At 61.7% G+C, this 14,645-nt stretch carries 12 protein-coding genes; 7 read left to right on the top strand and 5 right to left on the bottom strand.

All coding sequences use genetic code 11. The annotated features are described in order from the left end of the window. Positions 1-116 precede the first annotated feature (116 nt). The 4 genes from C8D92_RS00800 to C8D92_RS00785 all read left to right on the top strand — a co-directional run bounded on the left by C8D92_RS00800 (position 117) and on the right by C8D92_RS00785 (position 5,818). A complete protein-coding gene (locus C8D92_RS00800; protein WP_095609751.1) occupies positions 117-920 on the top strand; it encodes a cytochrome C assembly family protein in 804 nt (267 codons plus the stop codon). 70 nt (positions 921-990) lie between these two features. Further along, positions 991-2,286 carry an HlyC/CorC family transporter gene (locus C8D92_RS00795; RefSeq protein WP_095609752.1) on the top strand — a complete coding sequence of 432 codons (1,296 nt, stop codon included), beginning with the start codon at positions 991-993 and terminating at the stop codon, positions 2,284-2,286. Positions 2,287-2,737: 451 nt separating this feature from the next. Then, complete coding sequence (locus C8D92_RS00790) at positions 2,738-4,963, top strand: DUF1631 domain-containing protein (protein WP_095609753.1); 2,226 nt, start codon at positions 2,738-2,740, stop codon at positions 4,961-4,963. Positions 4,964-4,999: 36 nt separating this feature from the next. Continuing rightward, entirely contained in the window at positions 5,000-5,818 is an 819-nt protein-coding gene (locus C8D92_RS00785) for an energy transducer TonB (RefSeq protein ID WP_095609754.1), read from the top strand. 60 nt (positions 5,819-5,878) lie between these two features. Here C8D92_RS00785 and grxD read toward each other — a convergent pair whose 3' ends face one another. After that, the gene (grxD, locus tag C8D92_RS00780; protein WP_095609755.1) at positions 5,879-6,214 is read right to left on the bottom strand and encodes a Grx4 family monothiol glutaredoxin; all 336 of its coding nucleotides are present in this window, start codon (positions 6,212-6,214) and stop codon (positions 5,879-5,881) included. A 261-nt stretch (positions 6,215-6,475) separates the two neighbouring features. Here grxD and C8D92_RS00775 point away from each other — a divergent pair, with 261 nt between their 5' ends. The 3 genes from C8D92_RS00775 to C8D92_RS00765 are packed head-to-tail and all read left to right on the top strand — an operon-like array spanning position 6,476 to position 9,737. Then, the gene (locus C8D92_RS00775; protein ID WP_095609756.1) at positions 6,476-7,675 is read left to right on the top strand and encodes an aspartate aminotransferase family protein; all 1,200 of its coding nucleotides are present in this window, start codon (positions 6,476-6,478) and stop codon (positions 7,673-7,675) included. Between the two features lie 41 nt (positions 7,676-7,716). Beyond that, the gene (gene argF / locus C8D92_RS00770; RefSeq protein ID WP_095609840.1) at positions 7,717-8,655 is read left to right on the top strand and encodes an ornithine carbamoyltransferase; all 939 of its coding nucleotides are present in this window, start codon (positions 7,717-7,719) and stop codon (positions 8,653-8,655) included. Then, positions 8,652-9,737: an ABC transporter ATP-binding protein gene (locus C8D92_RS00765; RefSeq protein ID WP_095609757.1), complete on the top strand. Its 1,086-nt coding sequence runs from the start codon at positions 8,652-8,654 to the stop codon at positions 9,735-9,737. Before argF ends, C8D92_RS00765 begins: the two co-directional genes overlap by 4 nt. Before the next feature lie 16 nt (positions 9,738-9,753). On the opposite strand, the gene glpK is transcribed toward C8D92_RS00765, so the two are convergent. The 4 genes from glpK to C8D92_RS00745 form a co-directional block, all read right to left on the bottom strand. Continuing rightward, positions 9,754-11,235 (bottom strand): glycerol kinase GlpK, encoded by a 1,482-nt coding sequence (glpK, locus tag C8D92_RS00760; protein WP_095609758.1) that lies wholly within the window; start codon positions 11,233-11,235, stop codon positions 9,754-9,756. A gap of 313 nt (positions 11,236-11,548) precedes the next feature. Continuing rightward, positions 11,549-13,120: an ATP-binding protein gene (locus tag C8D92_RS00755; RefSeq protein ID WP_095609759.1), complete on the bottom strand. Its 1,572-nt coding sequence runs from the start codon at positions 13,118-13,120 to the stop codon at positions 11,549-11,551. 39 nt (positions 13,121-13,159) lie between these two features. Then, positions 13,160-13,900: a response regulator gene (locus C8D92_RS00750; protein WP_095609760.1), complete on the bottom strand. Its 741-nt coding sequence runs from the start codon at positions 13,898-13,900 to the stop codon at positions 13,160-13,162. 278 nt (positions 13,901-14,178) lie between these two features. Next, on the bottom strand, positions 14,179-14,643 hold the full coding sequence (locus C8D92_RS00745) for an FKBP-type peptidyl-prolyl cis-trans isomerase (RefSeq protein ID WP_095609761.1): 465 nt from the start codon (positions 14,641-14,643) through the stop codon (positions 14,179-14,181). Positions 14,644-14,645 lie beyond the last annotated feature (2 nt).

Below are 14,645 nucleotides of genomic sequence, written 5' to 3'. Positions count from 1 at the left end.
AGGTGAGCGCCGGGCGACATCGCGTGGTTTGATTCTATTGCACAATCCGCACATTATAACCAGACTGACGGCCCGACACGAACCGGAACCACCACCAAGGACAGCACACCGACCTCATGGGCACCCTCATTCTGGCGGTCACAACCCTCTTCCTCTATAGCCTGGGCACGGTCCTTCAGACCCTGTTCTTCCGGGGGCGGCTGCAATCCGTGACCAGCCTCAACACGCTGATTGGCCTGCTGGGGCTCGTCAGTCACGGGGCCCTGATCTGGGAAGCGCTGATCGAGCCCTCGGCCATCAACCTCAGTTTTTTTCACGCATCGCTGCTGATTTCCTGGCTGGTACTCCTGCTGGCGCTCGTGGTCAGCGCCCTGAAACCGACCCAGATCCTCTTTCTGGTGGTGTACCCTCTGGCCGCGCTGTCGGTTCTGTTGACGCTGGTCTTTCACGCGCCGCCCCATTACGTCGGGCACAACTGGGGCATGCTATCCCACGTCGCACTGTCCATCACCGCTTACAGCCTGTTCACGCTGTCAGCCGCGCAAGCGCTTCTCGTTCACCTACAGAACCGACAACTCAAGCACAACTACAACAGCCTGCTGGTTCGCAACCTGCCGCCGCTGATGACGATGGAGTCCCTGCTTTTCGAGCTGCTCTGGGCTGGCGTGGTGGTACTGACTCTCGCCATTGTCACCGGCGCGCTGTTCGTCGACGATCTCTTCGCTCAGGACCTGGCGCATAAGACGCTGTTCTCGCTCCTGTCCTGGGGCGTTTTCACGGCACTGCTGATTGGCCACTACACTCAGGGCTGGCGGGGCATCACGGCCAGCCGGTGGACGCTGAGCGGCTGCGTTCTGCTGATGCTGGCGTATTTTGGCAGCAAGTTCGTGCTGGAGCTGGTCTTCCAGCGTCCGCTCTGACCTGGCTTGACAGCCCGTGACCGCCTCCCTAGCTTGACCCCCACTGCATGCAACAGAAGGATCCTTCCGCTTGAACGAGGCACCGCTCCCGGCGTTATTTACCCTGCTGGCTGTTCTGATCGTCCTGTCGGCGTTCTTCTCCAGCTCAGAAACCGGCATGATGAGCCTCAACCGGTATCGGCTGAAGCACATGGCCAAAACCGGTCACCGGGGTGCGCGCCTGGCCGATCGACTGCTGCAGCGGACCGATCAGTTGATCGGCGTCATCCTGATCGGCAACAACTTTATCAACATCCTGGCGTCGGCCATCGCCACGGTGATAGCCATCCGGCTCTACGGCGATGCGGGCATTGCCATCGCTACGGTACTGCTGACCGTCGTCATCCTGATCTTCGCCGAGGTGACGCCGAAAACGCTGGCCGCACTGTTTCCCGAACGGATCGCGTTTCCGGCCGCCTATGTGCTGCGCCCTCTGCTCAAGGCGCTCTACCCGGTGGTCTGGCTCGTCAACCTGTTTACGACACTGATTCTGAGACTGCTTCGTGTGTCCGCCCAGGATGCCAGCTCGGAACACCTCAGCCGGGAAGAGCTGCGCACGCTAGTCAATGAGGCCGGCTCGCTGATCCCACGCCGGCACAAGGACATGCTGGTCAGCATCCTCGACCTGGAGAAGGTGACCGTGAACGACATCATGGTCCCGCGTAACGAGGTGGTGGGCCTGGACCTGGAGGACGACATCGACACCATCCTCCGACAGGTCAAGGCCAGCCAGCACACCCGCCTGCCGGTCTTCAAGGGTGATATCAACAACATTCAGGGCATTCTGCACCTGCGCAACCTGACCCGGATCGTTCACCAGGAGAGCATCAACAAGGCGATGCTGATGCAGCTTTGCCGGGAGCCCTACTTCATCCCGGAAAGCACGCCCCTGCACACCCAGCTCATCAATTTCCAGAAGGCCCGCCGCCGGATCGGCATTGTCGTGGACGAGTATGGGGATGTATTGGGTATCGCCACGCTGGAGGACATCCTTGAGGAGATCGTCGGAGATTTCACCACCGACTACGCGGCGACCAGCCCGGACATTATCCCTCAGGACGATGGCACCTATATCATCGATGGCTCTGCGCACATCCGGACCATCAACAAGGCGCTGGGCTGGACTCTGCCGACCGAAGGCCCCAAGACCCTCAACGGCCTGATTACCGAGACGCTGGAAATCATCCCGGAAACGAACGTCTGCCTGCTCGTTCAGGGTGTTCGAATCGAGGTGCTCCAGATCAAGGACAATGTCGTGAAAGCCGCCTGCGTCCACCCGTCCCCGACCATGATCGCAAGCCAGCCCCGGCGAGTGGGCGTTGAATAGTCTTTTTTAATGAAGTGCTGATCAATTCCTTAAACGAAATACGAATAAAAAATGGCCTTCTCGGACCATCATAGTTTAAAGAGCCTCTTGACCGGGATGGCGCTGGGTTCAACACTACCCCTATGATGGCAGGCTGCGGGCCAGCCAAAAAGACAACAACAACCTGTGGTGTGTGTTCCAATGACGGGCGTGCGGCTTCCCTTCGTCGACTGATCAAACCGGCCCAGTAAAAGATTGTTAATACCGGGAACGCGTCATGGCATTTCATTGACCGTGGGAATATGATCAAATCATGACCGATCCGGTGCGGAGCGGGTTGCAGGATGCAACGCGCCATGATCGTCACCCATCGCGGTGGCCGTAAAGGCCGGTTGTTGTCCGGCTAGGGATCCTCCCAGGCATTGGCGCCGCGATCAGGGAGGTTCTTGGGGGGTGTCAAAAGGAGTCGGCCATGACGAGGCAGTCCGGCATTCATTATATTCACGAACATCGCCAGGGAGGCGGCCCGGCCAACCTGCCTGGTGAAATCTCGCGTATCCGCGAAACCGTTGTGGCGGGCCTTGGTGACCTGCTTCAGGGCGCGTTTGATGCGGTTGACGATTCGCTGTTCGAGCTGGCCAACAACGCCCGCAGCAACAACGAGCAGAACCGTTATTTCGAGGCGATGCGTGAAATTCGAATCAAGCGTCGTGGCGTCGAGAAGGCGTTCAAGGAATCGGTCAGCCGTCTGTTTTCCGATCCGCCCGGCAGCCGAACCCCCGAGACGCCCGTCAGCAGCAACCCGAGTTCAGACACACTGTCGCTGGTCGAAAATGATGAGCTTGAGGAACAGGTTGCCCTTAACGCTATGATCAGCAAGTCGCGCGCCTATTTCCAGGGGCCGCTGCTTCAACTACAGACACGCTTTACGGCCATCTATCCACAGGCCTCGGAAGAGGCACCGGTGAACCCGATGGCGCCCGAACACCTTTGTGGTGCGTTCGTGGAAACCGCACAGGCGCTGGAAATCCAGATCCGGGAGCGCCTGATCGTTCTCAAGCAGTTTGACCGCTACGTGGTGTCCAATCTCGGCATGCTGCTTGATGAGGCCAACCGCATCCTGATCCAGGCGGGCATCATCCCGAACTTCCGCTATCACGCCCGTCAGGCGGAACAGTCGGAAGAGGCGCCAAAATCGCCGGCGGACGCAACGACACAAACAGAATCGGACTCGCACACCAGAACGGCAGCCGAAGGGGCGGCCGACGAGGCGTTCTTTGACCAGATACGATCACTGCTGGCCGGTCAGAGACAACACTGGGGATCGGCTCACCAGAGCGATGACAGCTTCCACGTTATTGGCAGTCAGGAACTGAATCAGCTCATCAATGCGCTGCCCCAACCGCAGACCCCCCCGCCATCAGGCAACCTGAGTCAGGGAGAACCGGTTGTCGTTGACCTGCGACGGGCGGTCGAAAGCCTGCTGGAGCAGCAACAGACGAGCGATGGTAAACCGGCAGCGCTGGAAGAGACCGACGAGGACCTGATCAACCTGGTCTCCATGTTGTTCGAATTTATTCTCGACGACTACAACCTGTCGCCCCCTATTCAGGTCCTCATCAGCCGGCTTCAGATTCCCATTCTCAAGGTGGTCATCAAAGACCGTACCTTCTTCAGCCGGGCGACACATCCGGCACGCAAGCTCCTGAATGCCCTTGCCCGCGCGGGCATTGGCTGGAGCGACAGCGATGAGAAAACCCGGGACAAACTCTACGAGCAGATCCACGCCATCGTGGCCCGGATTCTGGAAGAATTCGACGGCGACATCGGGCTGTTCGAGCAGCTTGGCGAGGAGTTCGAGCAATTCCTGGCGAGAGAGAACCGCAAGGCGGCCCTGGTCGAGCAGCGAACCCGGGAATCCGAACGGGGCCGCATCAAGTCCCAGAAGGCCCAGGAAACGGTTGACGACCTGCTGCAACGGAAACTGTCCGATCAGACCATCCCGGACACGGTTCACAGCATTCTGATGAACGGCTGGAGCCGCGTCATGTTCCTGGCGTATCTCCGCGATGATGTGGAGCACCGCTGGAATCAGTCTGTCCGTGTTGTGGACGACCTGATCTGGTGTCTGCACCCTCATCTGGACGACGAAGAACGGGACCAGTGGGTCCGTGTCGTGCCGGGACTCCTCAAGACCCTGCGAGCAGGTCTCGAAGAAGTCTCCTACAACGCCACACGCCTGGACGACATGATGGCCTCGCTCAAACATGAGCTGACCGAGGCATTCCGGAACCATGCCCAGGCAGAGGCCCGCGAGCCCGCTGCAGACACTCCGACAGAGGCATCTGGGGAAGACACCGACGACACGGCCGAGCCGACGGCCATCGAACGCCAGCAGGAACTTGAGGAAGCGGCGGTTGCCGAGTATCTGGGGCAGATCGATGAAATCGCGGTCGGCAACTGGGTTGAGTTCAGTCTCGTGAATGGCACGCGATTCCGCTGCAAGCTCTCCGCCATCATCGATGAAGCCGAATGCCTGGTATTCGTCAATCGCATGGGGCTGAAGGTGATCGAAAAAACCCGAACCGATCTCGCCCACGAGCTGCGCCAGGGACGACTGACCATTCTGGAGCAGGGCGCCCTGATCGATCGGGCCATGGACGCCGTCATGGGCAGCTTGCGACGCAGCGCGGGATAACGTACCGTTCTGGCCTACACCGCCTCCGGGAGCGCCATGGCACTGAACGGCTATAACGCAGAGCAGCCCCTGTCCATCCGACTGTTTCTGGCGCTGTCCATTGCGCTGCTGTGTCACACGTTGCTGGCGGCACTGATCGTCCTCCCCAACCGCCCGGACCCAGAGACACCCCATACGTTGAGACTGACCCTGGCGATGCCCTCACAGGTTGCCAGGCCGGAAACCTCAACGGCTTCCCGGCCCAGCGCGCAACAGCGCGCGTCGTCCAGCGCCGACGCACCAGCCACTTCCCGCCCGGCAACTGACAGGGGGACTGCCCCCCGGTCGACGCCTGACGCAACACCCCGGGAGCGGGATCAACGCCAGGACCCGTCGCCCGAACCGGATGCGGGCGACAAAGCACCGGCTCGGGCGACTGACAACATGTCCGCCGCAGCACCACAGTTCTCGTCCCGTCCCAGCAATGAGACGAGCGCCTCGAAAAACGCTGCGTCAGCCACCGCGGACCAGGGGCGGCGGCCAGACCAGACTCAGCTCACTGACACCCCGGAGCAGACCGACCCCTATATCGCGAAACTCTGGCAGGCCGTCGGCCGGGCCATCGATCAGCAGGGCATTCGCAATCTACGGGATCTGGAAGGCCCCCGAACGGTTCGGCTGACGCTGCGCCTGCTTCCCAACGGCGTCATGACCCAGGCCGAGGTGGCGTCGTCATCCGGCAACGTCAATCTCGATCGGATTGCCTATCGGGCAGCACTCAGCGCCAATCCCTACCCCCCGATCCCCGACTCGCACGCCGGTCACCGGGAGTTCGACCTGACACTCAGTTTCCGGCCCACGCCACGGAGCCCGTAGATACAAAAAAACCCCGACGCGACGCTGCGGCGGGGTTGGTGCGGTTCCGGGCCGACCGGATCAGTTGCCGGCTTCTTCCTGACTGGCCGACGCCGCCTTGACCATCTCGGAAAGCTCGCCGCTCTCGGACATCTCCAGAACGATGTCGCAGCCGCCAACGAGCTCGCCATTGATGTACAGCTGGGGATAGGTCGGCCAGTTTGAGTAGACTTTCAGCGCCTCACGCAGTTCCTGGTTATCCAGAATGTTCACGTAGGCGAACCGCTCGCCACAGCCCATCAGCGCCTGGACCGTCTTGGCGGAAAAACCACACTGGGGCGCCTGCGGCGTGCCCTTCATGTAGAGAATGATCGGATTTTCCTGGAGCTGGCTCTTGATGCTCTCGTTAATATCCATACCGTTACCTCTCATCGAAAAGATGGGTGCCGGACCGGACGCCGCCGTTCAGTGACGGCGATCGGCAGTCGTTGACCCGGGACCAACGCAGGGGCACCGTTCCAATGCCACAGATTGTACACGTCCGGCGCAGGACTGACGAACAACGCCAACGATCCGATAGCCGTGCGTTGTCAATGCCGGGGTTTACGGATACCATGATCGTTTGCTTTTTTCGCGTTTCCAGCATCTGATCCCCGCTTCATGCCCTACGGAGACAATATGGCCGAACAGCCATTTCTCAACACGTATGGCCGGCTTCCCATCGTATTCGAACACGGTCGCGGACCCTGGCTCTACGATGTTGATGGCAACCGGTATTTCGACACCTTTTCGGGCATTGCCGTCTGCGGGCTGGGGCACGCCCATCCGGCCGTCGCTGAAGCAATCAGCGAACAGGCCGGCCGGCTCGTCCACTGCTCCAACCTGTTTCACGCCACCCAACAGCAGAAGCTGGCCCACCGGCTCTGTGGCGTATCCGGGATGGATGGCGTATTCTTCGCGAACTCGGGCTCGGAGGCCAACGAAGCCGCAATCAAGCTGGCCCGTCTCTACGGCCACCAGAGAGGCGTCCACTCGCCGTCGATTCTGGTCATGGACCGCTCCTTTCATGGCCGGACACTGGCGACATTGACCGCGACCGGCAACCGTCGCGTACAGGCCGGATTCGAGCCGCTTGTCAGCGGATTCGTTCGGGCGCCGTTCAACGATCTGGACGCCATCAGCGCGATTGCCCGATCCAACCACAGCATCGTCGCCGTGATGCTGGAACCGGTGCAGGGCGAAGGCGGCGTCAACATTGCCGACCCCGCCTGGCTTCAGGGGATTCGCGAAATCTGCGACCACCACGGCTGGCTGATGATGCTCGACGAAGTCCAGACCGGCAACGGTCGCACCGGCGCCTACTTCGCCTACCAGTCTTACGGTGTCCTGCCGGATGTGGTCACGACCGCCAAGGGGCTCGGCAACGGCGTCCCCATCGGGGCCTGCCTGGCCCGGGGCGTGGCGGCACAGACATTCCAGCCGGGTCATCACGGGTCCACTTTCGGTGGCGGAGCACTCGCCTGTGCCGCAGCCAACGCCGTCATTGAGACGATCCGCGATGAAGATCTGGCGGAACGGGCCCGGCAGCTCGGTGAACGCATTCGGGATCGGCTCCAGCGCATTTTCCAGGGGGTAGACTACATCCGCGAAATTCGCGGCATGGGACTGATGATCGGCATCGAACTCAGCGCGCCCTGCGCCGAGCTGGTTCCCCTGGCGAAGACCCAGGGACTGCTACTGAATGTCGTGGCCGAACGGGTGATCCGCCTGTTACCGCCACTGACCCTGAGTGATGAGGAGGCCGACCTGCTGGTCGACCAACTGACTCGCGTCATCAAGCTCTATGCCGCCGACGACCGGCAGACGCCCCGTCCCTGACACCCCGAAACCCACTGATTCGAGAACGGAATGACATGGCCATGTCTCCCCGAGACGTTTCTCCAAGACACTTTCTGACGTTGTTTGACCTCTCGCCAGAGGAACTGTCACACCTGCTTGACCGTGCCCTGCTTCTCAAGCGTAGCTGGCACTCGGGTGAAGTCCGGGATACGCTGAAAAACCGCGTTCTGGCGATGATATTTGAGAAATCCTCCACCCGCACCCGGGTGTCGTTCGAGGCCGGCATGGCACAACTGGGGGGCTCCGCCCTGTTTCTCTCGCCCCGGGACACCCAGCTCGGGCGCGGCGAGCCGGTGGAGGATTCCGCCAGGGTGATCTCCAGCATGGCGGACGCGGTCATGATCCGCACCTTTGGTCACGAGACCGCCGAGCGATTTGCCAGCGTTTCAGCACGCCCGGTGATTAATGCGCTGACAGACGACTTCCACCCCTGCCAGTTGCTGGCCGACATGCAGACGTTTCGCGAGCACCGTGGGTCCATCCAGGGGGCAACCGTGGCTTGGATCGGCGACGGAAATAATATGTGCGCCTCCTACGTCAACGCGGCCCGGCAGTTCGATTTTCACCTCAACATCGCCTGCCCGGAAGGCTATGAACCGCCTGCGGCCGTACTCAAGGGCCAGCAAGACCGCGTCACGATCCTCCGGGATCCCGCCTCAGCGGCTCAGGGCGCCCATCTGCTGGTCACCGACGTCTGGGCCTCCATGGGTCAGGAGGAAGAGCAGGCGGAACGGGCCCGGACATTTGCGCCCTACCAGATCAACCCGGACCTGATGGCGAAGGCCGCCCCGGATGCTCTGTTCATGCACTGCCTGCCGGCACACCGCGGGGAAGAGGTCTCCGAAGACATGCTCGATCATCCAGCGTCGGTGGTCTGGGATGAAGCCGAGAACCGGCTGCATGCCCAGAAGGCGCTCCTGGAATGCCTGATCCTCAATGATTGGGGGCCGGCTGCATGACGGATCTGGCCCGCCGGGACTGGCTTCTGGAGGTGGACAACCTCTGGTGCGGCTACAACGGCACGCCGGTGGTACGGGGCGCCGGGTTTTCGTTGGGCGATGGCGACATTGGTTGCCTGCTTGGCCCCAGCGGTTGCGGCAAAAGCACGATCCTACGGGCCCTGGCCGGCTTCCTGCCGCTCCAGGACGGCCAGATCCGCCTTCGCAATCAGGTCATCAGTGACCCCGTGCGCTCGGTCCCGCCGGAGCACCGCCGGATCGGCATGGTGTTTCAGGACTACGCCCTGTTCCCGCACCTGAGTGTCGCCGATAACGTCGCCTTCGGCCTGAAAGGACTCTCACGCCGGGAGCGACGGGAGAAGGTCATGGAGCTGCTGAACCTCGTGCACCTTCAGGATCTGGCCGACCAGTTCCCCCATGAGCTGTCCGGCGGTCAGCAGCAACGTGTCGCCCTCGCCCGCGCCCTGGCGCCCGAACCCACATTACTCCTGCTCGACGAGCCGTTTTCCAGTCTCGATGCCGATCTACGACGTCGTCTCAGTCTGGACGTCCGGGATATTCTCAAATCCCTTGGCATGAGCGCGTTGCTGGTTACCCATGACCAGCAGGAGGCATTCGCCATGTGTGATGAGGTGGCGGTGCTCTACGACGGGCAGATCCAGCAATGGGATGTGCCCTACAACCTGTATCACGAGCCGGCCAACCGGTTTGTCGCCGGCTTTGTTGGTCAGGGAGGGTTCATTCCGGGGACGGTCGCCGGACCGGAGGGAATCGACTCGGAGCTTGGCCGCATCCGGGGAAGCCGTGCGGACCACTGGCCCGCCGGGACGCTGGTGGACGTCCTGATCCGCCCCGATGACATCGTGCACGACCCGGAATCGGATCTGATGCCACGCGTGGTCGAAAAGACCTTTGCGGGCACCTCCACGCTCTACCGTTTCCGACTGTCACCGGACACGGAGTTTGAGGCCCTGTTCCGCTCCCATCTGGATTTCCAGCCCGGCGAACGGGTCCCTGTACGCGTCGAGGCCGACCACCTTATTGCCTTCCGGCGAGCGCCGGGACCGGATGTGCCGGTCTGATGCCCGTCAGGGCGCCTCAGTGGTTCCGGACTCGCTCAACCGCGTCCAGCCACCCCGCATACAGAGATTCCCGCAGGGCCGGCTTCATGACTGGATCAAAACGCCGCTCCCGGGCCCAAAGCCTGGCGATGTCGTCCGTTCCGGAATAGACGCCGAGCTGAAGCCCCGCCAGAAACGCCGCCCCCAGAGCCGTGGTTTCGGTAATGCGGGGCCGGTCTACCCGGACATTCAGGATGTCCGCCAGGAACTGCATCAACCAGTCGTTGACCACCATGCCGCCATCCACGCGCAGCTCCCGTAGCCGGGCGCCGTCGTTCTGTATGGCCCGGATCAGGTCCTTGGTCTGGTAGCACACGGACTGCAGCCCCGCCGTAACCACCTCGGCAATGCCCGTGTCCCGCGTCAGCCCCATAATGGCGCCGCGTGCGTTGGGGTCCCAGTGGGGCGCGCCCAGTCCGGTAAAAGCCGGTACCAGGTAGACGGCATTGTCGACGCCCACCTGACGGGCCAGCTCCAGTGACTCCCCGGCGTTGCGGATCAGCCCGAGTCCATCCCGGAGCCATTGCATCGCCGCACCGGCCACAAAAATACTGCCCTCAATGGCATAATACGTTTCACCGCTCAGGCGATAGGCGACAGTGGTTAACAGCCGGTTTTCCGATCGGACCGCCGTGGTCCCGGTATTCACCATCAGGAAACAACCGGTGCCGTAGGTGCTCTTCGCCTCGCCATCGGCAAAACAGGCCTGCCCGACCAGGGCCGCCTGCTGATCACCCGCCACACCAGCCACCGGCAATGGTGCTCCCAGAAGATCCGGGTCGAGACGGCCGAAATCGTCGGCCGAATCCAGCACGTCGGGTAGAACCGCTGACGGCACCCGGAACAGATCCAGCATGTCGTCATCCCAGGACTGACTGTGGATGTTGAACAGCGCCGTCCGGGATGCGTTGGTCGCGTCGGTCGCGTGGACCCGGCCACCGGTGAGGTTCCAGAGCAACCAGCTGTCGACCGTTCCGAATGCCAGCTCGCCGGCCTCTGCCCGCTTTCGGGCGTCAGGCACATGATCCAGTATCCAGGCAATTTTGGTGGCGGAGAAGTACGGGTCCACCAGCAGACCGGTTTTCTCGACGACCCGGCTCTCGTAGCCGTCCCGCTTGAGCTGGGCGCAGACCGGCGCGGTTCGGCGATCCTGCCAGACCACCGCCCGGTGAATGGGCTCGCCTGTTTCACGATCCCAGAGGATGGTGGTTTCACGCTGATTGGTAATGCCGACACCGACGACATCAGAGGCGGCCAGCCCTGCTTTGTCCAGTACGTCCCGGCATACCTGCAATGTGCTGCGCCAGATTTCACCCGCATCATGCTCGACCCAGCCATCTTTCGGAAAGAACTGCTGGAACTCCTGTTGGGCAATGGCGACGATCGTACTGTCACGTTGGAAGAGAATGGCCCGGGAGCTGGTAGTTCCCTGATCAATGGCGAGCAGATAATCAGACATGGGCGACCCGTGCTGTTTTTATTGCGAATGTCGGAGCCACAGTCTAGCACTGACAGGAAGACCCGGGCGTGACGGATCAGTCAGGCAATTCGATACCGGAGGGCGCCCGACAGAGGCTGGAGGCAGGAGTCGGACAAAAAAAAGGACCGGAAAAACCGGCCCTTCAAATGACGAATGAAACAAGGAAAGTTCGTAAGAACTACAACCTCAAGTAAGTCATCCCTTACGCCCTCAATGGTGCCGATCACGGCGTATCGTGTCTGTTGGCTCTGTGTCTCATCATGTAACAACAGGTTTCCCAGGCGGGAATGGGTCACCCCTCAGGCCCTTTCTGCTGCCGGGGCAGCACCAGCGTGAACGCCGCGCCACCGAGGTCATCGCTGCGGCCGACAAATGCCTGGCCGCCGTGCCAGTACAGGATGCGCCGGACAATCGACAGACCCAGCCCGTAGCCCCCGGATTCCCGCGTGCGGCTGTCGTCCAGCCGGGCAAAGGCGGTAAAGACCTTTTCCCAGTCAGACTCGGGAATCCCCGGACCATCGTCCTCCACGTCAATCCGGCAGGTTTCCCCGTCAATCCGGCAACGGACACGAATTCGGCTGCGGGCGTAGCGGGCCGCATTCCCCACCAGGTTCTGGACGGCACGGTGAATATAGCGTGGTTCGGCATCGGCCATGGCATTTGCCCGGGAGGCGTCATCGCAGTCCGTCTCAAACAGATGGTCCGCAAAGAGCTGTTGCTGTTCCTCCATCACCTGATCAATCAGGGCCGGAATGTCCGTTTTCTGGAACGCCATGACCGGTCCGCCCTGCTCGAGCCGGGCGTAGGTAAGAATCTCGTCGATCAACTCGTCCAGCTCCTGGATATCCCGATCGATGCCGCCCAACTGCTTCCGGAACGATGCATCATCGGGGCAGTCTTCCAGCATCTGGACACCGAAACGGATCCGGGCGACGGGCGTGCGCAACTCGTGAGAGACCGCATGAATCATCTCCCGTTGCACGGACACCAGCCTCTGAATGTGTTCGGCCATGCCATTGAAGGCGTTGGCAAGCCGACGAATGAGCGTGCCCTGCCCCGCCTCAACGCGCGCCTCCATTTCACCCCGGGCAATCCGGACGGCGACCGACTCGACCGAACGCAGGTTCTGGTCCAGATGACGCAACAACCAATACAGGAAGATAGCGCCCAGCGCCGTCGCGACGAGCAGCAGGGTCAGCACGACAGGCCAGGCCCAGGGGTCAAAAGGAGGTGGCATGCGCATATGGATGATCGAGCCGTCCGACAGGCGGGCATACACGGTCGCCGCATCGCTGGCGTCGGACTGAATCATGGCCATGCCCCGCGTCTCCAACCGGTCAAGCACTCTGCCGGCCGGCAACTCGCCCCCCGGGGTGAGGGGGTCGATCAGAACATGCAGCCGCGCGCCGAGACGACGCATAGCGTCCCGGCGCTCGGGAAGCGGCACTCGGCTCAGCTCGCGAACCGCCAGCCGGCCCGTCATATCCGACACGGCACCGTAGAGATCGCGGAAGCTCGCCACCAGCAACCGATCACCGGAAACGGCCTTGCGGACCCGGACACCCAGCGCATCATGGTCGATCACAACCTGACCATAGGCCAGCCGCTCTCGGACGACACTGGCATCCGGCAGTCGCGTCATGGACTGCAGGCGGATGTCGTAAGTCTCGGTGATTCCGTCATGATAGCGAAGGGGGTGGGGGGCTTGCGCCAGCCAGCTCAGAACCGGCGCAGCAAGCTGCTCCTGCCATTGCAGCCGACGAATCTCATTGATGCCGGCATAGAGCCCCGCACAGAGCGCCAGCATCAGCAGCGCCACGAGCAACAGGCGGGCGAACAGATTGAGGAACGGTCTCAGGGGCATAGTCGGTCCCGGCCGCTCGTCGGCAGACACAAGGGCATATCAGGCGTCCCTGACGAACAGATACCCCTTGCTCCGAACGGTCTTGATCCGGCGGGGATGAACCGGGTCGTCACCGATCTTCGGCCGGATACGGGACACCCGCACATCAATAGAACGGTCCTGCCCGTCATATTCAATACCCCGGAGCGCCGTGAAGATCTCCTCCCGACTCAACACCTGGCCGGCCCGGGAGGCCAGCAGCCAAAGCAGGTCGAACTCGGCACTGGTCAGGTCAATGCCTTCATCGTTCAGCCAGGCTTCGCGCATCGAGCGATCCACCACCAGGTCATTGAAAGTCAGCCGAACCGGGTCTTCGCCATCACCGCCGTCGGCGGACTCCGAGCCGACACTGTCCCCCGTTCGGCGCAACAACGCGCGAATGCGCGCCAGCAGAACGCGCGGACGAACCGGCTTGCTGACATAGTCGTCCGCCCCCATTTCGAGACCGACAACCTGATCCATGTCATCTGTGCGGGCGGTCAGCATGAGAATGGGGCCGTTATAGAACGGGCGGACCCGACGACAGACGGACAGGCCGTCTTCCCCCGGCAGCATCAGGTCCAGAACCACAACATCCGGCTTCTCCTGACGGATGCGTTCCACCGCCTGAGTGCCGTTCTCCTCAACAGCGACCTGCAGGCCATTGCTTTCCAGATAATCCCGCGTCAGATTGGCGAGGCGCTCATCGTCTTCGACGATCAGCACATGCCATCCCTCACTTGTCTGTTCTACGCCGTCCATCTTAGTGTCTTATTCCGGTTCTTTGGTCGGACTGACCGTTGTCTGGATACCAAAAGGCGCCTACGTAAGGCGCCGGTCAGCACACAGGGCTGGGGACCTCGGAACCTCTGAACAGCCACCTGCCCATCAGGCACCTGTTCAGAAGCGCCACCCTAAACGTAGCCGCAACACCCTGTAACAGCAATTATACATGCTGTTCAGAAAAATACATGGAAAGGCATGGACGTAACAAGTGATCACATCGGCCCGCCCGGACGACTCAGAGCAGGCCGACCGAATCACTGTGACTGCGCGGGCTCACCGGCCGCCTTTTCCGCGTCCGTGGCCGGGCGCTTTCCGACAATCTCGAGATCAAAATAGAGCGTGAAGCCGGCCAGAGGGTGATTGGCGTCCACCGATACGATGTTGCCGTCAATACTCACCACCTGGACCACCTGTGCCTCGTCGCCACTGTTGGTCTGGAAGGTCATGCCCGGTTTGAGATTGTCCACACCGCCAAACGCGGACCGGGGCACCTTGCGCACCAGCTTGGGGTCACGCTCGCCGTACGCCATCTCCGGCGGAATGGTGACCTCCAGGCAATCGCCGACGCCACGTCCCTTCACGGCTTCCTCCAGCCCGCGGACAACGTTGCCGGCCCCCTGCAGGAACACCAGCGGGTCGGCGCCCTCGGACGTATCCACGACCTCCCCATTGCGGTTCTTGAGACGGTAGTGAACGGTGTAAACAGCATCCTCTGACACGA

The organism is Tamilnaduibacter salinus (assembly GCF_003096655.1).
Classification (GTDB): Bacteria; Pseudomonadota; Gammaproteobacteria; order Pseudomonadales; family Oleiphilaceae; genus Tamilnaduibacter; species Tamilnaduibacter salinus.
The sequence above is the reverse complement of the archived record's forward strand: the minus strand, read 5'-3'. Positions and strand labels throughout refer to the sequence as shown.